This is a genomic window from Paenibacillus sp. FSL E2-0151 (assembly GCF_037993015.1).
GTDB classification, from domain to species: Bacteria; Bacillota; Bacilli; order Paenibacillales; family Paenibacillaceae; genus Paenibacillus; species Paenibacillus amylolyticus.
This window is the reverse complement of record NZ_CP150308.1, coordinates 3,705,554-3,730,985: the sequence shown is the minus strand read 5'-3', so window position 1 is coordinate 3,730,985 and position 25,432 is coordinate 3,705,554. Positions and strand designations below refer to the sequence as shown.

The 25,432-nt window shown below is 41.2% G+C and carries 24 protein-coding genes and 1 pseudogene; 10 read left to right on the top strand and 15 right to left on the bottom strand.

Annotated elements, in window-relative coordinates:
• Positions 1 to 117: 117 nt before the first annotated feature.
• Positions 118 to 1,053, bottom strand: coding sequence for an NADP-dependent oxidoreductase (locus tag MHI55_RS16845; RefSeq protein ID WP_047843194.1), 936 nt, complete (start codon positions 1,051 to 1,053; stop codon positions 118 to 120).
• A 287-nt stretch (positions 1,054 to 1,340) separates the two neighbouring features.
• On the opposite strand from MHI55_RS16845, the gene MHI55_RS16840 reads away from it, so the two are divergent.
• The 3 genes from MHI55_RS16840 to MHI55_RS16830 all read left to right on the top strand — a co-directional run bounded on the left by MHI55_RS16840 (position 1,341) and on the right by MHI55_RS16830 (position 4,355).
• Positions 1,341 to 1,979, top strand: coding sequence for a nitroreductase family protein (locus tag MHI55_RS16840; RefSeq protein WP_036615355.1), 639 nt, complete (start codon positions 1,341 to 1,343; stop codon positions 1,977 to 1,979).
• Positions 1,980 to 2,111: 132 nt separating this feature from the next.
• Positions 2,112 to 2,537: a MarR family transcriptional regulator gene (locus MHI55_RS16835; protein WP_036671493.1), complete on the top strand. Its 426-nt coding sequence runs from the start codon at positions 2,112 to 2,114 to the stop codon at positions 2,535 to 2,537.
• Positions 2,538 to 2,798: 261 nt separating this feature from the next.
• On the top strand, positions 2,799 to 4,355 hold the full coding sequence (locus MHI55_RS16830; RefSeq protein WP_036671491.1) for a BCCT family transporter: 1,557 nt from the start codon (positions 2,799 to 2,801) through the stop codon (positions 4,353 to 4,355).
• A 52-nt stretch (positions 4,356 to 4,407) separates the two neighbouring features.
• Here MHI55_RS16830 and MHI55_RS16825 read toward each other — a convergent pair.
• A pseudogene (locus tag MHI55_RS16825) lies at positions 4,408 to 4,710 on the bottom strand (MFS transporter); the annotation flags it as partial.
• A 159-nt stretch (positions 4,711 to 4,869) separates the two neighbouring features.
• Between MHI55_RS16825 and MHI55_RS16820 the strand changes: the two are divergent.
• The gene (locus MHI55_RS16820) at positions 4,870 to 5,832 is read left to right on the top strand and encodes an NAD(P)-dependent oxidoreductase (protein ID WP_340386372.1); all 963 of its coding nucleotides are present in this window, start codon (positions 4,870 to 4,872) and stop codon (positions 5,830 to 5,832) included.
• A 504-nt stretch (positions 5,833 to 6,336) separates the two neighbouring features.
• Here MHI55_RS16820 and MHI55_RS16815 read toward each other — a convergent pair.
• From MHI55_RS16815 to MHI55_RS16800, 4 genes are all read right to left on the bottom strand, one after another.
• Positions 6,337 to 6,483, bottom strand: a complete 147-nt coding sequence (locus MHI55_RS16815) for a hypothetical protein (RefSeq protein WP_179087923.1) — start codon at positions 6,481 to 6,483, stop codon at positions 6,337 to 6,339.
• A gap of 184 nt (positions 6,484 to 6,667) precedes the next feature.
• A complete protein-coding gene (locus MHI55_RS16810; protein WP_076253200.1) occupies positions 6,668 to 7,153 on the bottom strand; it encodes a nitroreductase family protein in 486 nt (161 codons plus the stop codon).
• A 17-nt stretch (positions 7,154 to 7,170) separates the two neighbouring features.
• Complete coding sequence (locus MHI55_RS16805; RefSeq protein WP_076253199.1) at positions 7,171 to 7,746, bottom strand: nitroreductase; 576 nt, start codon at positions 7,744 to 7,746, stop codon at positions 7,171 to 7,173.
• A gap of 20 nt (positions 7,747 to 7,766) precedes the next feature.
• Positions 7,767 to 8,249, bottom strand: a complete 483-nt coding sequence (locus tag MHI55_RS16800; RefSeq protein ID WP_017688279.1) for a MarR family transcriptional regulator — start codon at positions 8,247 to 8,249, stop codon at positions 7,767 to 7,769.
• Positions 8,250 to 8,634: 385 nt separating this feature from the next.
• Here MHI55_RS16800 and arr point away from each other — a divergent pair, with 385 nt between their 5' ends.
• Positions 8,635 to 9,051 (top strand): NAD(+)--rifampin ADP-ribosyltransferase, encoded by a 417-nt coding sequence (arr, locus tag MHI55_RS16795; RefSeq protein WP_047843187.1) that lies wholly within the window; start codon positions 8,635 to 8,637, stop codon positions 9,049 to 9,051.
• A gap of 122 nt (positions 9,052 to 9,173) precedes the next feature.
• Here arr and MHI55_RS16790 read toward each other — a convergent pair whose 3' ends face one another.
• The 4 genes from MHI55_RS16790 to MHI55_RS16775 form a co-directional block, all read right to left on the bottom strand.
• Complete coding sequence (locus tag MHI55_RS16790; RefSeq protein WP_076253198.1) at positions 9,174 to 12,977, bottom strand: GH32 C-terminal domain-containing protein; 3,804 nt, start codon at positions 12,975 to 12,977, stop codon at positions 9,174 to 9,176.
• Positions 12,978 to 13,104: 127 nt separating this feature from the next.
• Complete coding sequence (locus tag MHI55_RS16785) at positions 13,105 to 14,697, bottom strand: glycoside hydrolase family 32 protein (RefSeq protein WP_076253197.1); 1,593 nt, start codon at positions 14,695 to 14,697, stop codon at positions 13,105 to 13,107.
• 397 nt (positions 14,698 to 15,094) lie between these two features.
• Positions 15,095 to 15,244, bottom strand: a complete 150-nt coding sequence (locus tag MHI55_RS16780; RefSeq protein WP_164783315.1) for a hypothetical protein — start codon at positions 15,242 to 15,244, stop codon at positions 15,095 to 15,097.
• A 228-nt stretch (positions 15,245 to 15,472) separates the two neighbouring features.
• Complete coding sequence (locus tag MHI55_RS16775) at positions 15,473 to 16,354, bottom strand: LysR family transcriptional regulator (RefSeq protein WP_076253196.1); 882 nt, start codon at positions 16,352 to 16,354, stop codon at positions 15,473 to 15,475.
• Positions 16,355 to 16,530: 176 nt separating this feature from the next.
• On the opposite strand from MHI55_RS16775, the gene MHI55_RS16770 reads away from it, so the two are divergent.
• Both MHI55_RS16770 and MHI55_RS16765 read left to right on the top strand, forming a co-directional pair.
• A complete protein-coding gene (locus MHI55_RS16770) occupies positions 16,531 to 17,325 on the top strand; it encodes an SDR family oxidoreductase (protein ID WP_036615385.1) in 795 nt (264 codons plus the stop codon).
• Positions 17,326 to 17,353: 28 nt separating this feature from the next.
• Positions 17,354 to 17,695 (top strand): nuclear transport factor 2 family protein, encoded by a 342-nt coding sequence (locus tag MHI55_RS16765; RefSeq protein ID WP_036615388.1) that lies wholly within the window; start codon positions 17,354 to 17,356, stop codon positions 17,693 to 17,695.
• Between the two features lie 118 nt (positions 17,696 to 17,813).
• Here the strand turns inward: MHI55_RS16765 and MHI55_RS16760 are convergent, their stop codons facing one another.
• The 5 genes from MHI55_RS16760 to MHI55_RS16740 all read right to left on the bottom strand — a co-directional run bounded on the left by MHI55_RS16760 (position 17,814) and on the right by MHI55_RS16740 (position 23,453).
• Complete coding sequence (locus MHI55_RS16760; protein ID WP_076253195.1) at positions 17,814 to 18,908, bottom strand: Ger(x)C family spore germination C-terminal domain-containing protein; 1,095 nt, start codon at positions 18,906 to 18,908, stop codon at positions 17,814 to 17,816.
• A 2-nt stretch (positions 18,909 to 18,910) separates the two neighbouring features.
• A complete protein-coding gene (locus MHI55_RS16755; RefSeq protein ID WP_076253194.1) occupies positions 18,911 to 20,026 on the bottom strand; it encodes a GerAB/ArcD/ProY family transporter in 1,116 nt (371 codons plus the stop codon).
• A complete protein-coding gene (locus MHI55_RS16750; RefSeq protein ID WP_076253193.1) occupies positions 20,023 to 21,483 on the bottom strand; it encodes a spore germination protein in 1,461 nt (486 codons plus the stop codon). The genes MHI55_RS16755 and MHI55_RS16750 overlap by 4 nt, the downstream gene beginning before the upstream one ends.
• A gap of 346 nt (positions 21,484 to 21,829) precedes the next feature.
• The gene (locus MHI55_RS16745) at positions 21,830 to 22,915 is read right to left on the bottom strand and encodes an L-dopachrome tautomerase-related protein (RefSeq protein WP_179087922.1); all 1,086 of its coding nucleotides are present in this window, start codon (positions 22,913 to 22,915) and stop codon (positions 21,830 to 21,832) included.
• Between the two features lie 253 nt (positions 22,916 to 23,168).
• On the bottom strand, positions 23,169 to 23,453 hold the full coding sequence (locus tag MHI55_RS16740; RefSeq protein ID WP_076253191.1) for a hypothetical protein: 285 nt from the start codon (positions 23,451 to 23,453) through the stop codon (positions 23,169 to 23,171).
• 188 nt (positions 23,454 to 23,641) lie between these two features.
• Here MHI55_RS16740 and MHI55_RS16735 point away from each other — a divergent pair, with 188 nt between their 5' ends.
• From MHI55_RS16735 to MHI55_RS16725, 3 genes are read left to right on the top strand one after another with little or no spacing between them, the layout of a single operon-like run.
• Positions 23,642 to 23,884 carry a spore gernimation protein GerQ gene (locus MHI55_RS16735; RefSeq protein WP_076253190.1) on the top strand — a complete coding sequence of 81 codons (243 nt, stop codon included), beginning with the start codon at positions 23,642 to 23,644 and terminating at the stop codon, positions 23,882 to 23,884.
• An 11-nt stretch (positions 23,885 to 23,895) separates the two neighbouring features.
• Complete coding sequence (locus MHI55_RS16730; RefSeq protein WP_076253189.1) at positions 23,896 to 24,282, top strand: spore coat protein; 387 nt, start codon at positions 23,896 to 23,898, stop codon at positions 24,280 to 24,282.
• The gene (locus tag MHI55_RS16725; RefSeq protein ID WP_036615410.1) at positions 24,279 to 25,415 is read left to right on the top strand and encodes a zinc-dependent alcohol dehydrogenase; all 1,137 of its coding nucleotides are present in this window, start codon (positions 24,279 to 24,281) and stop codon (positions 25,413 to 25,415) included. The genes MHI55_RS16730 and MHI55_RS16725 overlap by 4 nt, the downstream gene beginning before the upstream one ends.
• The last annotated feature ends 17 nt before the right edge of the window (positions 25,416 to 25,432 follow it).

The following is a 25,432-nucleotide window of genomic DNA, read 5'->3' as shown; positions in this document are numbered from 1 at the left end:
ACGAACTTGTACTGATAATATAAAAAAGCCGCTAAGATAGCGACTTAATAGGAATATGTTTTTGTCCCTCGACAGATGCCAATTTTAATGTTTAGCGGTTTTTCCCAGTCTTCTTTTTTAAAATGTAATGACAATCTTACCTACAGCGTGGTGAGTTTCACTCAAAGCATGTGCATCATAAATCCCCTGTCTACTAAACGGGAATGTTGCCCCTACAATTGACTTTATCTTGTTCTCTTCCATCAGCTCTGCCATTCTCTGCAATTGATCACCATCTGGCTGTAGCCAAATCCCCTTTGCTAATACATTGTGAGACTTAGCAGTATCATGATTGGGTTCACCAACAATGGTAATTAGTCTTCCGGTATTTGGCTTAAGCACCTTATAGCTATTCTCAGCTACTTCTCCACCCATCGTGTCAAACACTAAATCTATATCTTTTAGAATCTCTTCAAAGTTTTCCTTTTTGTAATCAATGACCTGATCAGCACCTAACGAGTAAAGAAGTTCATGATTTTTTTCACTTGCTGTTGTAATAACATGAGCGCCGGCATGTTTTGCTAATTGAATGGCATACATACCTACACCACCAGCTCCAGCGTGAATAAGTACAGTTTCACCTTCTTTTAGATCGCCATGAGTAAACAGTACCTGCCATGCTGTTAAACCAGCCAAAGGTACAGCCGCAGCCTCCTCATATGAGATTGAATCAGGTAGTTTTGCCAGAAGGTGCTCATCAACTGCTGTATATTCAGCATACGAACCGAAACGTGTTGTATCAGGACGACTGAATACTCGATCCCCAACTTTCCATTTGGTAACGTTTGAACCAATTTCAGTTATGACCCCAGCTACATCCCAGCCTAAGATAATAGGAAATTCCCAATCATACATTTCTTTTAAGTAACCCTCTCTTAATTTCCAATCGATTGGATTAATGGATGTAGCCTCTAATTTTACAACCACTTGATTGGCTTCTGCCCTCGGTTTATTCACTTCCTGCTCAACTAACTCTTCTTTACTTCCATATTGATTAATCACAACTGCTTTCATTTTTGTATCACTCCTCTAAGCTAATATCCTTTTACATGTTATTCCCGATTATTTATTTGTATCTAGTCACTGGGGTTCATGCATATTACCCTTACTCATTTTTAAACAACCAGGATAAAATTATGCAAAAGTTAAGTTAGAATCGTTGGAAATGTTGCTTTTATTGTTATGATTTTACATAAAAAAAACTATTGAGATGGACTTAGTTTTCGTTTATATTTGACTTATCAACAATTGACTAGTCAAACATTGATAGCTCAACAAAATATAAAGGGAGAGTAACTATTATGAAACCATACCAACAAACAAACGATTTTAACGAAATTATTTATGGACGCCGCTCCATTAAGACATACGATTCATCCGTAAAAATCAGCAGGGAAGAAATGACTCAAATCATCAATGAAGCTAGCACTGCCCCTTCCTCCATCAACATGCAGCCTTGGCGCTTCCTTGTGGTGGATACTCCAGAGGGAAAAGAAAAACTCGTCCCACTGTCTCGCTTTAACAAAGAAAAAGTCGCTCAAGCTTCTGCTGTCATTGCCGTGTTTGCGGACAAAAACAACTTCGATTATGCAGAAAACATCTATGGAAAAGCTGTTGAGCATGGCTTAATGCCACAAGATGTTAAGGACTTTCAGTTGAAGGCATTCAAACCGATCTATAACAACATGTCCGATGCTGAAATGAACGATGTCATTATGCTTGACGCCGGTCTGGTTTCCATGCAATTGATGCTGGTTGCCCGTGCACATGGGTATGACACCAATCCAGTCGGTGGTTATGAAAAAGATCAAATTGCTGAAGTGTTTGGCTTGGATAAAGAACGCTATGTACCAGTCATGCTACTGACAATTGGAAAAGCTGCAAGCGAGGGATACACCTCCTACCGTATGCCAGCCGAAGAGACCACGTTTTGGGCATGATTCAAAGCGATAGTGCGAGTATTCTCCACATTGTGATATAGTTGCCTTTAGTTGCTGAATGTCTTGGAAGCAATCTGCCCTTGTTACATGAAACTTTTCAAGACATTCTGCACCATTCAAGGAGGGGCAAACATGAATTGTTCGCTGGAACAAGAAACCTTATTAATATTACTTAAAAATATAAGCAATCAGTTGAAACCTAAATTTGAACGTTGTACGGGGATCAGTTCCTCACGATACGTTCTGCTGTATCATCTCTATCTTCATGAAGAAGTTACACAAAGCCATTTGCAGAAGGCCATTCATATTGACAGTGCTGCTGTTACACGCCATTTGAAGCAACTGGAAGCAGACGGTTTGGTGTCACGAAGAAGAAACCCTGACGATCATCGGGAAACCTTCGTCCGGTTAACAGAACAAGGGCTAACGCATATCGCCAATTTCAAGCAGGATCGAAACCAGTTTCTTCATCAGATGATACTGGATTTCAGTGAAGAAGAAGTTGCAATGATGACCGACATGCTTACACGCATGCAATTTAATCTGAAGGATCTGTAAATTTACAATGACAGTCAGCCTTCTTCAGATTTCTTTTCATAAATGAATAAAACTAGTTAGATGAGATGATACAATATCTCAGATTAACAAGAGATTATAGGCCATATATTATTCAGGCAAGATCAAAACAAACCGCTGAGTGTTTCATTACATGGCGGTTTGTTTTAATTTATCAACAGCTAGCTTTTCGAAATATTACAAGTTAGACTAGCACATACTAAGGAAACAGTTGGCTGAAGCTTACATAATGGAGGTCTCATCATGGTATTTACAATCACAATTATCATCGTTGCACTGTTTGCAATATGGGGAGCCGTCGCTCCTGATCAGCTAGCGGATGTGGCTAATGTTGCCTACAACTTCTCTATTCAGAATTTTGGCTGGTTTTATTTGCTAGCGACACTGTTCTTCCTGATCTTTGCTTTTTATCTGGCGTTCAGCCGATTTGGCGGTATTAGGCTTGGGGATGACGATGATGAGCCGGAGTATTCTACGGTTTCCTGGCTGTCCATGCTGTTTAGCGCAGGTATGGGCATTGGGCTGGTTTTCTGGGGAGTTGCTGAACCGCTGTCCCACTATTTATCTGCACCTGAGGGGGCGGTACCCGAAACAACGCAAGCAGCCATACTTTCAATGCGTTATTCCTTTTTCCACTGGGGGCTGCATCCTTGGGCTATCTATACCGTCATCGGCTTAGCACTTGCTTACTTCCAGTTCCGGAAAGGATACAAAGGGCTGATCAGTTCCACCTTTATTCCTCTGATCGGTGAGCGTCTTGCTGCTGGCTGGCTTGGTAAGGTTATTGATATTCTGGCGGTCATATCCACCATCTTTGGTGTTGCGACCTCGCTTGGATTGGGTGCTCTTCAGATCGGCGGGGGTCTGAATCACTTATTCGGTATTCCTAACTCGACTCTGTCTCAGGTTGTCATTATCATCGTTGTAACCGTACTGTTTTTAATCTCGGCAACCTCCGGTCTGGATAAAGGTATTAAGATTCTGAGCAACGTCAACCTCGTTATAGCTTTGTTATTGATGTTGTTTGTATTGGTGACTGGACCGACTTCTTTTATATTTGACACATTCACAACAACCTTGGGCAGTTACATGCAGAATATTATTAACATGAGTTTGAGACTGACGCCGTTCTCAAGAGAAACCTGGATTGGAGCATGGACGTTATTTTACTGGGCATGGTGGATCTCGTGGGCTCCTTTTGTCGGCACTTTTATCGCAAGGGTATCCAGAGGAAGAACCATAAAGGAATTTGTAATTTACGTCATGGTTATTCCAAGTCTTTTCGGATTTATCTGGTTCTCCGTCTTTGGCGGAACAGGACTTCACATGGAATTGTTCAATGCCGCTCATCTGGCGGAGGCTGTCAAGGAAGATACGACAACCGCTTTATTCCTTATGCTGGAGCAGCTGCCTTTGGGCACGATCGTGGCATTCATCGCCACAATGCTGATCATGATCTTCTTTATTACGTCGGCTGATTCAGCTACCTTTGTACTGGGCATGCTCACTTCAGATGGCAAACTGGACCCAAGTACAAGAGTGAAATTAACCTGGGGAATTATGCAGTCCTCCATCGCGGTAGTACTGCTAATCAGCGGGGGGTTAACTGGCCTCCAGACGGCATCCATTGTAACCGCATTGCCGTTCGCTATTGTCCTTATCGGTATGTGTTTCTCCCTGCTCAAGGCTCTAAAGGCTGAGGACAAAGAGCGCCGTCAGAAGGAAAAACGGCAGCGCCAAAAGCTGAAACGACTGCTGGAGGAACAAGAAATCTCGTTGAATGAAATTTCCGGCAGGTAATGTATACTTGATGTTAAAACTAACAAAAGCCCGCGTCATTGCGGGCTTTTTATTATTTCATGGTATTGATTTTTTGATTACTTGCTGCTCCTATACCAACTACAAAGAGTAACACCGAAGCCCCAAGAAGAATGAAAAGTGGCAGGTTCCAACTATTTGTTGCATCGTGCAGATATCCTATAAGGGCTGGACCGATTGCGGCAAGAAGATATCCGATCGATTGGGCCATGCCAGATAGTTCCGCTGCTTGATGCGCATTTTCAGTACGCAACCCGAAAAACATCATGGCCAAACTAAAGGCGAAACCTCCACCAATTCCGAGTATGACGATCCACAACAGAATGACATTAGAACTATTCACCTCAACAAAAAAAACTATATAGCTAGTATATTGTTTATCTAGATTCTTTTCCATTCCCGTTCAATAGAACGTGATGAGATTTTATTGATAAAATTGTATTAAAAGGATAAAATGACGAGCATCAACGATTTTATTTGAAGAATGGTATAGCTTATGAAAGGTGGTTTAGCAATGAAAATTCTCATCGTTGGCTATTTTAGCGAGACCTCAAAATCAAATATTGCAAGGTGTTTTCCGCAAGACTGGAACGTTGTAATTGTTCCGCCCGGAAAAGAAATGCTGCATCATATTGAAGATTGCCAAGTAATCATTCCTGAACATATTAAAGTGGATCACAGTCTGCTTTCTAACGCAAAAAAATTAAAATTGGTACAGACAGGTGCAGGATTTGATAATGTGGATGTCCCTGCCTGTACACAGCGCGGCATTTGGGTGGCCAATGCTGGAGGAGTGAATGCACAGGCAGTGGCCGAGCACGTCATGGCACTGATATTGTCTTATTATAAAAACATACCGTTTCTTGATACTTTCATGAAAAACAAGATGGATGAAAATCAATTGGACTATACAGGGAGTGAATTAAAGGGCAAAACGATTGGGATTATCGGTTTGGGTGCTATTGGAAAAAAAGTAGCTGCGTTTTCCAGGGTTTTTGACATGAATGTGCTGGCGTATGCGAGAAATGCCATTGTACAATCTGATGGTTTTGTGAAAATGACGGATTTCGATACTCTTGTAAGTACATCGGACATAGTCAGTGTACATGTACCCTTGAATGAGCAAACCAAACAGCTGATCAACAAAGCGGCATTCAAAAAAATGAAAAATACCACTCTTTTTATCAATACAGCCCGCGGAGGCATTGTCAACGAAAGAGACTTGATTGATGCATTAAAAAACGGGGATATTTCAGGCGCATGCCTGGATGTGTTTGAATCTGAACCGCTTCCGATTGACAGCGAGCTCCGGAATCTGGGTAATGTGATACTTACTCCCCATACAGCAGGAATGCCTGATGGTCGGAAATTTCATAAAACAAGATATGAGTTCTTTATAAAGAATATAAGACGTGTAGAAAATGGTGAGGAGCCTGAAAGCAAGCTCAATCAATTATGATGTTTTGGTGTAGGGGTACCTTTCCCCTGCCCGTTTTGCACAGCAATTTACCGCAAGATCCGTAGCGTAAGTGTCCACTTTCTTGACAGAGGTCCAATATACAGATTGATTCGAACTGTCCCACTATTTATGATTTTGCTTAAGTTGGTATTCAAGTTCATGAAGTATGATCTTTTATTGCCAACGGTTAAATCGGTACCAAGTGTTAATATCTTTCCCTGCGTTAAGCGTTCCCTCACCTCTCGTAATGTTGAGCTGTTAATACTCGTTATCTGGTGTTTTGTAGTAAGTAACTAATTGTGACTGCTTGGATTGCCGTTTTTCCTGGTTGGTCATTTCCAGTTCCGTATACATTAGATTGGACTTTGCGTCAAGGTAAATGGTGGTCAAGCGTTCACGGACTTAGGTCTGCATTTTTTCAATGCCTAATGATACAGAAAAAAACCTCAGCCGGGTTAACCGAGATGAGGTTCTTTTAACTTTCTAGCAGGTCTCACGTATGCTTTATTTAATGACTTCAACCTTTTTATCCCCTGCTGACTTCGCTACTTCTAACGTTGTTGTACCCTGAATAGCGACTATCACGCCAGTAGCCAGCATAGAAACGATTAAAGCTGCACTGAGTGCTGTGGACATTTTCTTCTTGACCATAATCATACCTCCTATATTTATTATGTAATAAGTGGCTCAAGACGATGACGAGCCGTGGGTGACTAATAAATTACAATATTTCACTTTTTTATTGAGTAATTCACCTAATGATTGTAGTATAACGTACTGACAATGATTGTAAAACAATTTTTTCCATTTGGAGTCTCATCCCATCGTTCCCACCTTACAGCAGTTCAAAATGAAGTTGAGTCTCAGGTAACTTCGTATTTCCTTTCCACTGATTTGCACCGTATCCCAATTCCAGAACCGCAGCAATGCGCTCGTTACTTAGTACACCAAACATTTCAGTACGGCTCGGGTCGTACATCCAGTCATGCAAGGTACAGCGCACACCCAGACTTTGCTCATGAGCCAGCAAGCGGAAATTCTGAATTAGGCAGCAGACAGCTGCAAAGTCCTCTTCCCGCTTATATTGATCCGCCTCTTCCTTCACCAACACCAGAAGATATGCAGGGGCAGGCTCCTGTAATCCCTGCATGATGTCCCCATACCGGTTATCAGCAAAGATAAATCGCCACGGCTCTCGGAGGCCATCATTTGGCGCCCATACGGCATGATTGAGCAACTCAAGGATTAGATCCTGCGATACCGGTTGATCCAAAAACGCACTCGGACCGTCCATGTCTCCTTCCAAATCTGACAATTTCATTTTCATATCCTCCTCTTCTATGTAAACTGTCCTCGCAATACGGTCCACTTCTGCTCGGCTGGTGTTCTTTTCCGACTTCTTGGCGCTTTGTCGTAATACCCTATATGAAGAATACCAACAAATCTTTCATCCTCACGTAAGCCAATTCCATTGAAGAACCCTTCATGCTGAATCATGGACTCTGTATCCCACAACATTCCTAACCCTCGTTCCCAGCCCAGCAGTTGGAAGCTCTGCATCACCCCGCAGGCAGCCGCATAATTGCGGTCATTGGTCAGACGATTCGGTCCTACAGTCGACATAACAATGACGTGGGCAGGAATATCGGTAAATCTCTTTTTAAAAACATCCAGAAGTTTCCCTGGAATCAACTTGCCGAGCTTGCTTTGTGACATCTGTTCCAGCATGCAGTCCACCAACCGTTTGCGTGCTTCTGGAGTTCCGGCATATACTACACGCCATGAGCCAGACTCAACAAATGGTTGAAGCCGTATAGCCTTACGCAGTAGTTCAACAACCAACTCCTGGTCCACCGGCGTAGAGTTACATTTACGAATACTCCTGCGCTCCCTGATCAATTCCGCCAGACTCATATGCTTCACTCTCCTTTGTTCTATCTGGATTCAATATTTATACTGCTGTCTTGAAGAAATTGATGGATTACTTTTAGCTCCGTTTCCGAATATTTGTCGAGAGTACGATAGAAGCGCTCAGCCTCATGTATATGCAGACGTTCATGCAGTTCAAAGATCTTTTTGCCTTGCGGTGACAACCGGAAATAGCTCTCCTTTTTGTTGTCGTTCATTTTCGTACGTTTGACGAATCCTTCCTCGAGCAGTTTGTTGCCAATTTTGGTGATACTTGCTTTGGACAAATTCATTGCCTCGGCAATACCCGTGTTGTTAATTGGCTCATGCTTGCCTATGCAATCTATCATATGAACCGCGGTCAAATGCTGAGGGATTTTCTCGATGCTTTCACGCTGGGCGATACTTAGGAAATGCTCGATTTCTGTATCCTTGTGGTTCTCATACACATGTAAAAAACGGATAAATTGGTCATAAAGCAACTGTTTTGTTCGATCTTTTGAGATCATTCTTTGATCGCTCCTTATTTACTTGTAAACAAAAATATTCTTTTAAAAATAGAGTTATTCTAAATAAATTCTTATATTTAGTTTATTGGTTAACAATATATCATGAATGATAATGCTTATCAACTATATTCTCTGACATTACAACATTACTCTATAATCCAGGACAGAGACCTGCCTTGAACGGATTATCTTTTAACCTGCTCGTTAGTTAAACAAAAACAGCCGATCACGCTGATCGGCTGCTTTCTTAAACTTGGGTTATTGGACTCAGTATCGTTCTCTCTACTTAAATTATACCGTTATTTTTTATGTTTTTATAGACTGTTTTTTTTGAAATTCCTACACTATACTGCTAAATACAAAACTAAAAAAGAGGTGGATCATTATGGATGACAAAAAAGTGATCATAGACCAAGGTCCTTTTTTTCATGGTACAAAAGCAGAACTGCAAATTGGTGATTTATTAGAACCACAGTTCTTATCAAATTACCAAGAAAAAAATTCTAACCATATATACTTTACTGCAACATTAAATGCTGCCAAATGGGGTGCTGAATTGGCAAGATCTAATGCAAAAGAAAGAATCTACATTGTAGAACCTTTAGGAGATTTTGAAAGTGATCCAAACGTAACTGATAAAAAGTTTCCTGGAAACCCAACACGTTCATATCGATCTAAATCGCCACTTAAAATAATAGCTGAATTAGCTTCATGGGAAAGACACTCTGAAGAAGAGATTAATCACATGATTACATCTTTGAGAAAACTAAGTGAAGAAGGAAAAAATATAATATATGATTGATCCCTCTCGTTTCGTTAAAAGAAAAAAGCCGCTATAATAGCGACTTGAATTGAACATGTTCCCGTCCCACGACATTTCTTTATTGGAATATCTATGAGATACGCCATCATGGAATAAATTTATTATTTCGTTAATATCCACTTTTGTCGATCAAGTGATGGATTCAGTTCACTTAGGAAGAGTTCGGTCCCATCTTCCGATACTTCTAATGCTTTTTGATGATGAGCTGAAGTAATATGAACGGATCCGTCTTTGTTCTCGTGAAGGACCCAACGCTGGTTGTTGTACCCTAAGTAATGATACAGCTGAAGTTTGTTTTGCCCTATATCCAGATCAAGTGTCTGACCGGCCGTAGTACGAATTGAATACGAACCTGCTTCGTCACCTGTCGGAACAAATACCCACTTCTGGATGGAAGCTGCACTTGCATCATGCAAGGTAACCGGCTCCCCGTTGACAAGGTTCACGGTATAAATGGATTTCTGTGTTGCGGCATTTATAAGACTGGACTTGGTGATGTTTGCAGGTTCACCGTTGCTCACATTGACGTTCTGATAAGATGCGGAGCCGCCAAATACATTCAGTCCAAAGTGGCCTTCTGCAAAAGTACCATCCATGATATCTATCACTTTTTGACTGTCCACGTGAACGACAATATGCGGACCATTCGCTTCTATTTTCACCTTATACGTATGATTTGGCTGAATGAACGTTGGTACTTTTGCAAGAACCTGACGTTCTTCAAATCCTCCATTGATTTTATAGAACAGACGAATGGCCTTCATGTTAGGGTCTAGATTCAGATAATAACCACTGCGACCATCTTCGCTAGCCCTGAACAAAATAGAACCTGCCCCTCCTGTTTCACCGAGCAACATGTCTGCTTCATACGTAAAATTCCCAGCCTTCTCTTTGGCAATATAATTCGCATCGCTAAAATATTTACCACGAATCCCATATTCACTAACTAACCATGAAGCAGCAGACAGATCTTTAGTCCATCCACTCAGGTTTGTCCGGAACTCGCCACCTGAGACTTTAACGAGCACACTACTGGAAGCTTTACCATTCGGAGTAGATACAGTGACTGTGGATTCCCCTTCTTTTTTTGCCTTAATAACTGCATGTGAATTGTCTACCAAATCTATGGTTATTACTTCGTTATTACTGGAATTCCACTTAAGCGGTTGAACGCCTAGACCTGGTCCGTACTCGACCATCGCCTCCAGTGTATCCGACTCGCCTACCCCCAGTTCCCGAACGCTCGTATCCATCTTTATTTGAGCTTTTGAAGGAATGTCCTCATTCCAGACAGATTGAAGCTGATGCACTTTCAAGGAAACAACGTTCACATTCCCACCTTTCACGTAAAAACTCATCGCTCTACTAGCAGGATCCGGAAATATTACATCTGAAAAGACGACTTTGCCGTTGTTACCAAAGGCTTCAACAGAAGATTCATCCACAAGAATACGCATCTTGATCCGATTATTCTCCATTTGCGTAGGCGCTTCATGTTTCTTACTGAAAAGATTAGAAAAATCCGTTTCACCGGATGCAGTTCGGTCCACAAACATACGACTATCACTTGCCTTATAACCCACGACCGTCTTCTGATTTGCACCTTCACGAATGTTAAAGCCAAACTCGGTCACTGTGCTGGTTTTAGGGATTTCAATTTCAGCTTCAATTTCGTAAGCACCTGAAATAATACCTTTTAACAGATTCCCGGAAGAAGGACTCACCGACTTGTTAGAAGCAGAATACAAAGGTTTACGCAGTGATTCCAATTCTTCGATTGGACTTTGCACCATCCGAATTCCATCTTTGGTTGTTACCAATGATACTTCTCTCGGAATGGTTAGTTCACCTTTCCAATTGGACGTTGGGAAAGCGAACGGATAGTCCCAATTCGTCATCCACGCCATCATCACTGTGCGATGATCAGGCATGTTAGCGAAAGACATCGAAGCGTAAAATTCTTTACCAAAATCTGTTCTTAACACCTTACCCGCCGGATTATCGTTCACGAATTTACCATCAGCTGTTAAATGACCGATAAAATACTCGGCATCTGATCCACCTGTTTTGGGATTCGCTCCTGTACTGATCATCATAACCCACTTCTTCTGTGACGTTCCGTCTACCGGAAGTTGGAACAAAACCGGGCATTCCCATACGCCTCCGCGTACGTAATCCCCATATCCCCAATTATCTGTCAATGTCCAGTCAAGTAAATTCGCTGACGTGTAGAAACGAATATGATCTCCTCCGGACACAACCATAACCCAGCGGTTATTCTCATCATCACGGATCACTTTCGGATCGCGGAAATCCCAATTCCCAGCTTCATTTCCGCTCTTACCCGGGTTCTCGATCACAATCGGGCGTTCCTTCGAATACTCCCAAGTACGACCTTGGTCTTTACTGTAAGCCAGACCTATACGCTGGTTCCCATTCGGGCTATCTGGATTAAAGGAAGTATAATATGCAATAAGGCCCTTGCCTCCTGAATCTCCGAATAAACCAGATGCATTTGTCATATCCGCAACAGCCGACCCAGACCAGACATGTCCGTGATCATTCCAGGGAAGTGCAATCGGAAGCCGTTTCCAGTTCAGCATATCTTTACTTACCGCATGCGCCCATGTTCCTCCATCCTGATGGAAGAGATGATATTCTCCTTCGAAGTAGACAAGTCCATTCGGATCACTCGCTGAACCACGTATTGGCGTGTAATGATATTGTGGACGATATATCTCATTGTAATATTGGCTCAGTTCCGTCACATAAGTATCCTGGAAGTAAGCCGTCCCCTTTTTTACGACGATTCCGGTACTTCCACTCCTGTAGGTTGAATCTTTCACGTCAATCGCGGCCGTAGTGTATCCGTCCAGGAAGACCTGAATTCGATCTCCTTTTGCCTTGATTTCCACATGATGTTTGGCTCCCATCTGACTCGGATAAGTACGTTGCGAACTGGCAATTACTGTTCCTTTTGTATTCGTCAAACTTACACGGACCTGATCTCCTTCCTTCGTAAGAGTAGCTTCATATCCTTCAGCTCCATCGGTTGAAGATCGAAATGCGAGAGCTGCAATAGAATCAGGACGAAGGGTAATGTTCCCTTCATAAACCATATCAGTCGCCTCTTTGTTATAGATTTGCTGTGCTATACTCCCCTGTTCTACCGTCCCTCTTTTGCCGTTGATATCAGGCTGCCATTTTCCCTTGTTAGAAATCACCGTCCCCAAATTACCTTTCAGATCGCTCACCACGATGTTCGAAAACAAGGCGGATCCATCCCATACATGGAGTCCAAGCTGTCCGCTTTGATACGAAATGTCCTGAACATCAATTAATGGTTTATATTGATTGCCCCAATATACTTTTAGCGAGGAACCCACTGCCTTCACTTTGAGATGATAGATTTGCCCCATTTCAACAGAAACTTTACGCTCCTCCTTTAATTTCCCATCTCCATTTTTTGCATCTCTTAACCGAATCAGACCTGCTTCCGGAACGATTTGTAGCATGTACGAGCTAAATCCATCCTCATTAGATCGAAACAACAATGTTGCATCCGCCTTCGTATCCCTGATCATGACATCAGCTTCATAGATAAAATCATCGGACACTGTCTCTGAGATGGCCATTACATTTTCTTTAGGCTGTGAAGTCAGCAAGATTCCTTCTGAAGTATCCTCTAATCCACCTTTTCCTTTCACTTGCCAGCCTATCAGATTGGTATTCGATTTGGATGCGCTTTCAAAAATATCAAGCTCCTCCTTTGCCTGTTTATTTGTTTCCTGATCAGCAAGTACAGCACTAGCCGCAATTGATTTAGATGTAAAAATACCGTTTGAAGTCAGAGTTAATCCCGTTGCCATCAGAAGACATATTGCGAATTTAGATTTATCTTTCATTCCATACCCTCTTTTCTAATAATATTGTGAAGTTGGTTCAAATTTAATTGGTTTTGGACAACCAGTTCAGTTTGGTTGCCCAAAACCGCGCAGTAACCATTAAGGGGAATCAAGCCATTACTAAATTCTAAACACTCTGATTTTCCCAAATGCTTACGAGATCATTGATTTGAAGCGACACGACCTTTAGTTCTCCGCCAATGGCATAGAGTTCCAGCCCTCTACTTCCCAAGTCGGGGAAAATCGTGTCTGAAATGATAGTTGTCCCATTGTTGCCAAAGATCTCTACACTTGACCAATCAACATAGATGCTCAACTGTATCCGTTTATGCTCTGGCTTCATGGGGGCCTTGTGTTTTGCAGCAAAATCGGGATGGAAATCAACAGCGTTTGACTTCGTTCGATCGACAACCAACTCCTCATCCAAGACATTATATCCGATGACTGTCTCCTGGTTGGAAGAGGAAGACTTTCGCACCTTGAACCCAAATTCTATTGCATTACCGATTTCGAATTCCGCAATAATTTCCATCTTTGCAGCAGAAACAGCAGACAAAACGTTCATATCTGGTTTAATCGTAATGTCTTGTAGAGACAGAATTGATTTTCTGAGTTGATTTAACTCAGTTATGGGTGCTTGAATTAAGCGAAGTCCTTCCGAATACGTCCTGAGCTGAATCTCACGTGGGATGGACATATGACCACGCCATTCTTTAGAAGGAAGAGTGGAAGCATAACGCCAATTATTCATCCAGCCGACCCAAATCTTTCGCCCATCCTCATTCGGGATACCGTCCCAGGTCACGGCCGCGTAAAAGTCAGATCCGTAATCTATCCATTGGATTGTATCGAATGATTCCAATGTTTCATCTAGTGTAAAAGCCTTACCATCAAAGTGACCTATAAAATACATCATGCCAGAACCGCCTGCGGGTGGTTCTGAATCGTTTGGATTTACGCCATTTCTATCTCCGACACTTAGTGTCAGAATCCATTTAGTGGTATTAGGGTCCTCATCCACTTGGAGTTTAAAAACATCAGGACATTCAAAAATTCCACGATGGATGCCCGGAATATCAGAACCGAAACCGCTTGCATAAGACCAATCCTTAAGATTCGAAGATGTGTAAAATTCTACACGGTCGCTAACAGCAAGAACCATTATCCAGTTTGAAGATTCTTCATGCCAGAATACCTTTGGGTCTCGAAAGTCTAGCGTCTCCGTGGGGAATAAAACAGGGTTACCTTCATATTTTGTCCAGGTTCTACCTTTGTCCTTGCTGTAAGCGATGCTTTGAACCTGCGGTTTACCGGGTTGAGTGCTGTTATCATTATTAGTATAAATTGCAACCAATCCTGATCCTGCTTCGTTGAAGAATCCGCTTGTATTGTTCTTATCGACTACCGCACTTCCCGAAAAGATCGCTCCATCTACCCCGGGCGAGATGGCTGGTGGAAGTTCATCCCAATGTACTAAATCATTACTTACTGCATGCCCCCAATGCATTCTGCCGAAGTCAGGCTGCGTATCATGGGGAGTATATTGGTAGAAAAGGTGATATTCTCCTTCGTAATAAACCATTCCGTTAGGATCGTTAATCCAATTTTCCTTAGGGGAATAATGTATTTGCGGTCTATATTCATTTTTATAAATAAAGTTTTCTGGACCTTTGCTGATATTATTTTCACCTGATAGATGTACTTTTTTAATTTTATTCACGCTCCCTTAAGGCTATTTAAAATCTCAAAGAAGTAATATGCATTCCTTATTAACAAAATAAGCCACCTGTTTTCATTTGTCAAAGTATTTTTGTATAAATGAACATTATTTTTTATGTATATATATGTTTTGGTTTACATTTGCACAATTTATGGCTGATTATAGAAAATAACAATTTTTTAGTTAAGTTAATCTAATCATTTCTTTATTATTTCAAACCCATTGGTTTACAAATGTAAAAAAAGGTTGTATCTAAACTTCTCTTTACTTGTTCAGCAAAATATCGTTAGTATTAAACCTAATATTACCGATAAAACAAAAAAAGCCGCTAAAATAGCGACTTCAATAGGAATATGCTCTTGTCTCTTAACATGTTCTAAATAAATTAACGGCTCGCTTATGCTTTAACAACTTCAACCTTTTTATCCCCTGCTGACTTCGCTACCTCTAACGTTGTGTTACCTTGGATAGTGACTATTAGGCCAGTAGCCAGCATAGAAACAATTAAAGCTGCGCTGAGGGCTGTGGAAATTTTCTTCTTGACCATAACCATTCCTCCGATATCTATTATGTTGTGTTATGCGGCTCAAAGAACTATGATGAGCCGGGTGTGACTAGATATTACAATATTTCACTTTTTTGTTGGGCAATCTACCTGGTGATTGTATTATAACGTACTGCCAATGATTGTAAAAGGATTTTTTCCTTGTGTTCAAATACAATAAAGTATGATTGTTTTCTCAGAATTTCTTTTCAAAACTAAAAAATTTGACGGTCATTCTCCTTGATGTAAAGTATCCACATATTCAATAAACCTTTTCGCTGCTGGGGAAATATTATGATCATCTCTCCACTTTAATCCTATTTCCCAGTACCATCCTTCATCAATAATAGGGATCCAGACCAATTCATCTAACATCAACCCCAACGTCTTAGGTAGTACTGATACACCTAGACCCGACTTTATAAAACCGGCTACAGTGATCAGGTCCTCCGCTTCATAAGCCGAAGCAAGAAAAAATCCGGTATGTCGGAACCGGGATATGATCGTTGCTTTTAATCCACAATTGTTTTTCAATCCAATAAATGGCTCGCCAGACAGCTCTGCCAAACTAAGAGCGCTACAAGCTGCATAACGATGTTGGGAGGGAACAACAATGTATAAAGGAACATTTTTAATCGTCTTCCAGTGATGATTATTCAAAGTAGATTCCCTCGATGTAATCATAATATCCGAGAATCCTTGCTCCAGATGTTCATCAATATCTCCTAAGTTCCCTTGTGTCAATTCGAACCGAACTTTGGGATACTTCAATTGATAACTTCGAATTAGGCTAGGGATCAATTCAACACCGAGAATATTTAGATAAGACAACGTAATCACACCAGTATCCGGATTGGACCACTCTTCGATTTCTCTTAGACCATTTTCAATATTATGTAGGGCTCTACCAATCCATTTAGAGAACATAGTACCGTTTCGGTTCAGCTTAATATTTCGTCCATTTCGCTCAAATAAAGGAGCTCCTATCTCGTTTTCAAGCTTGGCAATTGCATGACTTAACGCTGGCTGAGTAATACCGAGTTTTTTGGAGGCTAAGGTCATATGTTCAAGCTGTGCAACGGTCATAAAGTATTCCAATTGTGTAAGTTCCATTAAAACAACCCTCCATATATTAATAATATTCATCATTTCTATTATTATAATAAATTGGACGTTATGAAAGTAGCAAGTGTAGTATTAGTTCTAGCTCCTCTCGAACAACACATTAAGGTTTAGAGACAGAGCAATTTCAAATTAATCATCGAATACCATCACTAGGAGGAATAGTTATGCATAAAGAATTTGAGTTCTCTGTATCAGAATTTAAAGGTAAAAGGGTGCTTGTAACCGGAGGAACAAAGGGAATGGGGCAAGCAGTTGTGAAAAGACTTGCAAACGGCGGAGCTACAGTTCTTACTACTGCCCGTTCCCTATCTGCTGACTTGCCAAATTCGGTCAAATTTGTGCAAGCAGATGTCGCCACACCTGAAGGTGTAGAGCAAATAATTACAGCAGTAAAAGAGCAACTTGGAGGTATCGATATTATCGTCCATTGCGTAGGTGGATCAACGACACCACCAGGAGGCGCACTTGCATTGAGTGATGAGGATTGGCTTCATACATTAAATTGGAATTTACTCGCAGCAGTTCGACTTGATCGTGGCTTAATTCCACTTATGTTAGAAAATAATTCAGGCGTTATTCTTCATTTCACTTCCATCCAGAGACGTTTGCCTTTATATGAAACTACATTGGCTTATGCGTCTGCCAAAGCCGCGCTGGCTAATTATAGCAAGGGATTATCAAATGAATTTTCCCCACAAGGAATTCGCATAAATACGTTGTCTCCTGGGTTTATTCAGACAGAAGCAGCTGACGCATTAATTGATCGGATCGCAACTGAAACCGGAAGTCGAGAAAGTGCCCTTGAACAACTTATGACTTCACTCGGAGGTATTCCAATTGGTCGGCCAGGATTTCCTGAAGAAGTCGCTGAGCTGGTCGCATTTCTGGTCTCAGACCGAGCAGCATCTATTACAGGTAGTGAATATGTCATAGATGGGGGAACTATCCCTACCGTCTAATAATTAATTAATAAAGGGAGAGAACAATATGGATCTCAATCATTTACCGTCTGTAATTGCCAAATACATTACTGCATCTAACAAGCCAGACCCAGTAGTATTTGTAGATTGTTTTTCAGAAAATGCCGTTGTGATGGATGAAGGAAAAAAGCGAAATGGCAAACAGGCGATTCGGAAATGGAGTGATCAAAACCATTTCGCGGCGAATGTAACGTTAGAGCCAACAAAAGCCAAAAAAATAGGTGATGAAATTGTGTTAACATGCAAGCTGGATGGTACCTACGATAAGACGGGTCTACCCGATCCGCTATTATTGGATTATCATTTTGTTATTGTTGACGATAAGATCATTAGACTTTCCATTTTCTAAAGATATCCAAATGGCTTGTCCGCCACGGGCTGCAGTAATAAGCTCTCTTTGTACATGATTTGAACAAAAAGATGCCCCCACAATGATGTATTTGATCATGTAGGGGGCATCTTTTAAATCACGACAGCCGTTCAACATTAATCAAAGGCTGTATTTTGATATCGAAGTCAACATTAATTTTCATATTGTCCCAATATTTTAACCATTGCTCTTCCGTTAGTTCTTTAGAAAACGGCTTAAGTGAATGTGTTCCGACCTCTAAGGGATCCACTTTCAACCGTTGCATACTTTTTAATAATTCTGATGTTTGTTCCTCAAGGTATACCTCAATCTCATGAATTAAATGTTCCAATTGTTCCTCGCTTTGAATATTCTTTTCTCCCTGGTATTCCTCAATTCTTCCTTTCAATCCCACACGTAAAGACAAGGATGAATAATCACTCGATAGATTCATGCGAATATTGGATCGAACACGTCCTAAACTGATAGATAACTTTGGAATGGCCAAGACTTTTAAGAAATGATCGTTATCCAGAAGTTGAAAAATTTCATCACTTACGTCTTGAGTAACCATTACTTCTTTATCATTTCGGAAGAAGGCCGTTCCTACGTAATTGAAATTGTTCTTATCCGCATGAAATACCGGCAGGATCGGATCCTTAAGAGGGGAATATAACATCTTCATGAATTGATGAATATTGACAATGCTCATTTCACCTTGGTTATGTTCCTCGTAATGCTTTAACATCCGATAAAGAAAATAATCTTGGTTTTCTTGCTTCGTCAATTGATTTTTTATGTATTCATCAAAATCTCCTCTGACAATCAATAAATAGACACGCATTGAAATATCGGGATCAACCAATATCGTATTGATCAGCTTTTCAATGCCTTCTTTTTTGGCCAGTTCCTCATTGATTAATAACATTCGCAGCTGCCCCTGTTTTAATTCCCGATAATAAATTAAATTAAACTCCTTGCCTCCCTGCTTTAACAGATCAACTTCCTTGGAGAGAAATCGTTTTTTTTCTTTGATGAGTGGTGGTACTAAAGTGCTGATTTTAAACTTTCCCTCCGTTCCCTTGTCAACCGACCAGAAAACTACCGGAGCGATCTCTTCGATCATATTGTTCTCGGCATATGGAGAAGAGCAACCGGTCATCCACATAAGGCTTACAATCGCCAATAAACCATAATGCTTGTATGGTATCATGCCTACACACTCTCCTTTCGTTTAACCATAGTGAAAAGGATCGTAGGAACAAGTAAATAAATGAATGCACCAAGCCAGATTTGAATGTTCAGTAACATCTTTTGACCCGGAACCGTTTGCCATAACCATTGATCCATTATGATAATACTTATCAAAATGACAAACCAACTCGACAATAATCCGATCCGAGTTGTGCTTTTGTTCATTTTCTTCATAAAGACTCTTCCAGCTCCATATAAACACAACAAAAGAATTGAAATGTCAAATACATAATTAAACATATGGAAAGAGATAAGGATGTAATCGATTCGTTCTAAACCACTCATTTGAATGTAACTTCCCATATATACTACCGGAAAGTTGATCTTGCTTAAAAAGTTTGAACCGTAAAACAATACCGAAGCAATGAACAATAATGAATATTCCATAATCGTCAGCATGTTTCCAATGACAAGATATTTTGATATTTTTTTATTGGAGCTTAACCATGGAACCATAAAGGCCAAATATACTGGACCGGAAAATGCCGACCAAATAAACAACAAGCCCTGCCATGAATGTCCTGACCATTCGGTGGGGATTAGAGGATACAAATCGCGGTAATTTGCAATCGTTGGAAAGAAAAAGGGAATAAACATGATTAAGATCCACGCCCCGCAAAGAAAGGCGATAACGACAAAACGCAATGTTTTTTCCATGCCATGTGAAGCCACAAATAAACTGATCGAAAGAATAACTAGGATCAGCCACTTTTTATTCATTGATGGATATATAAAATTATGGAGCATTTCAACGTAACCCAGTGTGATGATTGAAATTTTTAACAGTATTATTACAAAACCAAGTATTGCGAAAACTTGAACCGCCCGTTTCCCAAAAAGCTGTACAAATCCTTGATAGCCTTTCGATGCATAACTGGAAGTAAACCATTTGGATAGCATCATCAAATTAAGTTGGGACAGTAGCCCCAAGGCGACAATTCCCCAAACCATATAGGAATGAACCAAATAAACCGGCATGATTAAAATAAAATAATGCATTTGCGTTCGATTAACTAATAAAAGGAAATGGATGCCGCCAAGGGTGGAAGTTTGATTGAATAGGGATAAAGTCTTCATTTCTTCATCTTCTCCTGTCGCCATTTCTGTAGTGGTTTTAGATTATGCGGACGCGTTTTCATCCAAATCAAAGGCCCGCGAATAAAGAGGTCAATCCAATCCTTCCCATAAAAAGGTGAAAGCGGCGCTAAATAAGGTTGACCTAATGACGTTAATGCATGGAGATGCGCAAGAATGCCGATTATCCCGACCACGATTCCTGGCAGCCCAAGAAACGATGCAAGGATAAGAAGAAGCAATTGCAACAGAACCATGGATTTTGTCATTTGATAATTGGGAACTAAAAAGAAAGCAATAGCGGATATACCCATCAAAACAATTAATACTTTACTTGCAAAGCCTGCCTCTACAGCCGCTTGTCCAATGACAATACCACCGATAACCCCTAGAGTTTGACTGGTTTTGGTCGGCATTCGCAAACTTGCTTCTTTGATGATTTCCAGCGTTACGATCATGAAAATTCCTTCCACAAACGGAGTAAAGGGCAATTTGCTTCTCGATTCCAATAATACGAAGAGAATCGGCAGCGGAACCATTTGGTAATGAAATGTCGTTAACGCAACATAAAAAGGAATCATCGTCAAAGAAATAATAAAACTTCCATACCTCATTAAACGTAAAAAACTGGCTACCGGCCAACGAAGGAAGTAGTCTTCTGGCGATTGGAATAGATGGAATAATGTAATGGGACAAATTAAAGCAAACGGTGAATTGGAGACTAATAAAGTCAGCTTACCCTCACCTAAGGCGAAGGCGCAGGCATCCGGCCGATCCGTTTGTAGAAACTGGGGAAAGACCGTATGGTTATGATCTTCAATAAAAGCTGCAAGCTGTGCGGAGTCTAAAAACTGATCGAAATCCACACTTTCAATTTTCTCTCTTGCAAGGGAAACAAATTCCGGATTAATTATTCCGTCTATGTACATTAACACAACTTTTGTTTTACTCAGTGATCCTATAGTGAAGCTTTCCGTTTTTAATGTCGTTATAGGCAAACGTCTGCGCAACATTGTAATGTTATTATCGATTTGTTCGCTGAAGCTATCTTTCGCTCCATATATAACCGTTTCCGTTTGGGAAGGTTCAATTGCCCGGCCAAGAGGATTTTCCAACTGTATGCCTAGCCATTGATCGTTGACTGAATCGTATAGAAGAATATATCCTTGCATTATTTTTTGCCCAGCATCTTCGATCGATATAACTTCTGAAACATCAGAATTGATTATGCATGAAGAAAGCGAATTTCCGCCTGATTGATGAAGTGGCTGAATAATCGCCTCGTTTAAACGCTCTTGATCTATTAACGTTTTTATAAATAAAAGATGGACTGAAGCACTCGTACCTATTTTGTGCTCAATGATTTCGGCATCTTCCATATGGTTTAATATCTGTTTTAAATCATCAAGCCATGTAGACTTTTGATGATTTTTCATTTGAGGCTCGTGTTTTTCAACCATGGTCGTCTCCTTTATCAAAGTAATAAAATGGTGATAAGGTTAATATCTTGTCCTGTAATCGAAAAATCATACGACCGGCAATTTGTAGTTTAACAGCAATATCGGGAACAACATGCTACCAGATTAATCTTAATCGAATGAGTGTATTATGGTACCCTACCCTTTGTATCTGTCTCCGGCTTTCCTCTTGGGCGACAAAAAACAAAAAGACAGGCATCAACTGATACCTGTCCCTATCTTAAGTTCATTAGAATTACTATATTGCCCTTAGATAAAGGGCCTACGGTCCCGCAAAATGAACTGAATAATCTGCTATTAAAATCTGCTTTGAAAAGTGGGATGTATATCAAAAGGTAGGAGCAGGTAATTCATCAATTTTCAAACGTAGTAAAATGTACGGTTTTTGTCGCAGGTCTCTTCCATAATGAAATCTCGCCTGCCTATGTAATTGGTTCACAATCACATATAAGTATTGATCCGGACCAATAGAAAACGTATCTGGCCATAAAATTCGGGGATCATGGGCGATGGTTTCCATGATTCCATTCGGCAATATCTTTCGAATACTATCGTTTTCATAATCTCCAGCATAAACGTTTCCTTTAGCGTCCGTGATCATCCCATCAGATGCGCCCTTCTCTCCCCAATACTGCACAAGATCACTTAACTTAAAATCCGGTATCGTTCTGTCTCTTAACGATTCTGTTGAGATCGAGTATAGCTGGCGACTGGTTAATGGACAATAGAATAACATTTTTCCATCAGGGGAAATGGCTATACCATCAGAGGCCAATCGAAACGGAGATGTCGAACCATCCGCGTTTCGATTCATCAAAATTTTACCTTCCACTTTTGGCACAAAATATGGATCGGGTGAGGTCGAGCTTGCTCCATGCAACCGTCTATACGCATTTCCGTTTTCTAAATTTACGACGATAATAGCGCCTGGACCATTGGAAGAAGAATCCGTTATATATGCGAAACCTGCTTTTCCTACACGAAAGTCAAATCGGACATCATTTAGATACGTTGTCGGCAAGACTACATCATCTGCAAATGTATATACTTTTCTAATTGTATTTGTTTCTAAATCTACCGCGACTAATTTTGCGCCGCCTTTAATAGGCTCTGAAAAGTTTGGTGCAGCCGTGTCAAGTACCCACAGGGTTCCCCTTCCATCTGCAACAACACTTTGGACACTGATGAAGGACATAACGATATTCAATGGGTTGATCAAATTCGTTTCTTCATTAGGATAAGGTTGCATCTGACCATCAACAATTTCCGCTACCGTAAATCTAACGTCATCTCCCCATTTTGGAAAGCAAATAAAGGTACGCCCGGTCTCGGATACACTAACGCCTGTAGGCATAGCCCCGTAAAAGGAATGAACGAGTTCTAACTTACCAAAATATTCTTCCATAGGTAACATAGGCTGTATGATGTCCTCCTCAACATAGTTGAATAGATATTACCTATAATTATGTTCAAGACTTTTTCTAATGCCTGGCCCTTAATCATTCTTTTTTTACCTCGATTTTGAAATTGTCCGATACATTTAAAAATACAAAAAAACTTCGGCGTAAGCCGAAGCATGTTGACGTTAACTATATGTGCTCTAGGAAAAATGCTTCCTCCGATCGTCAACGCAAAACTTTGCCAAGCTTATCAGTACCAAAAAGGTTTTATTGTTGGTCCGGTAAACCTAATGCATTGGCTGAAGTTATCGCTTGATCTAAAAATTCCTCTGCTCGGGTCAATTGCTGCCTGGCAATCTCCAACGCTTGTGAATTTGTTGCCACATTAGATTCACTTAACGAGCTTATTGCCTGATTTAAAGCCGTCTGCACCTCAGAAACCGCGTTAGATGCATGCTGCTCCAGCGTATTACTACCACTCGAGTTAAGTGCATCTTCTGCTGGTTTTCTTGCGTTTTCGGTTGCTAGATCAATTTTGTTTTTATTGGGCACCGTGACTCCTCCTTCCATGAGTAAGATCATTCATTTAAACAGAAATAAGTATGGGATTGAGATTTTGTTTATATCCCTGCGACTGTATGGGAATATTCGGATCTTACCTCTCCGGTGATCCATATTAGTATAAGATCCGATGCATTGGAAAATCTAATCTTGATGAAAAAGGAGGGGATCATTTCTGAATGGCTAATCCAACGCTAGCGCCGCACGAATCGATGGAACTGCATGAAGCGTTAAACTTCAAAACGCTCTGCATCGCTAAGTCGAAACTTATGCAAGGCCTGGTCTTTGACCAAGAGCTAAAAGCCTTAATGCAGAAAGACGTAACTCAATCCATACAACAGATCGCTGAGCTGCAAGCAATCTACGCAAGAGCTCCTTTCCAAGCACCCGTTCCAAATAATCCGACACCTATAACACATTAAGGGGAACTCAGATGAATACCGATTATTTAGATCCGATTAATTCATTGAATATGCCGGAAATGGCAGATATGACTTTTGCCATGGACTTCCTTCTTCGTGCCAAGGAGGGTGTACGTAATTTGTCCATCGCCCTGACGGAAACGGCTTCACCGGATGTAAGAGCCCTGCTGCATACTCATCTTAAGCAGGGGATTGCAATGCACCAAGAAATCTCGGAGCTCATGATGCGCAAAAAATGGTTTCATCCTTATGAGTTGAACGAACAGTACCAACTCGATCAGCTTTCGGCGAAAAATACGGTGATGATCGGGCAGATGAATCTGTTCCCGGGTGATACGTCACGTAAAGGGATGTTTGATCGGACCCCAGATGAACATATTGGAGGACATAAAGCATGAAGGCGGTAACGTATCAAGGGGTTAAAAATGTCGTGGTCAAAGAGGTGCCGGATGCGAAGATTGTGAAACCGGACGATATGATCGTAAAGATCACCAGTACCGCCATTTGCGGTTCTGACCTTCATCTTATTCACGGGATGATCCCTAACCTTCAGGAAAACTATGTCATCGGGCATGAGCCGATGGGGATCGTAGAAGAAGTAGGTCCTGGCGTGACCAAGGTAAAAAAAGGTGACCGTGTGATCATTCCGTTTAACATCGCATGCGGAGAATGCTTTTTTTGCAAAAATCAGCTGGAAAGCCAATGTGACAATTCAAACGAACACGGGGATATGGGCGCATATTTCGGCTACTCCGGAACGACCGGCGGATATCCCGGCGGGCAAGCCGAATATTTACGGGTCCCATTTGCCAATTTTACCCACTTTAAGATCCCTGAAAACTGCGAACAACCGGACGAAAAGCTAAGCTTGATCGCCGATGCCATGACGACGGCATTCTGGAGCGTAGATAACGCCGGCGTTAAGAATGGTGATACAGTCATCGTGCTCGGCTGCGGTCCGGTCGGACTCCTGGCCCAGAAGTTCTGCTGGCTGAAAGGAGCTAAGCGGGTCATAGCCGTCGACTATGTCGATTACCGCTTAAAGCATGCAAAGCGAACAAACAATGTGGAAATCGTAAACTTCGAACAGGATAAGAATATTGGGAACACTCTCAAGGAAATGACCAAAGGCGGCGCCGATGTCGTGATTGATGCGGTAGGAATGGACGGCAAGATGAGCGATCTTGAATTTCTAGCCAGCGGTATGAAACTGCAAGGCGGCACCATGAGTGCATTTATCATTGCATCTCAGGCTGTCCGCAAAGGTGGCACCATTCAAGTCACTGGTGTATACGGCGGACGTTATAACGGATTCCCGCTCGGTGACATCATGCAGCGAAACGTGAATATCCGTTCCGGACAAGCTCCGGTCATTCACTACATGCCATACATGTACGAGTTGGTTACGTCTGGCAAAGTGGACCCTGGGGACATTGTTACGCACGTCATTCCGCTCAGCGAGGCCAAGCGGGGCTATGAAGTGTTCGATACAAAAACGGACGATTGCATTAAAGTCATCTTAAAGCCTTAAATATGAATTGATACATG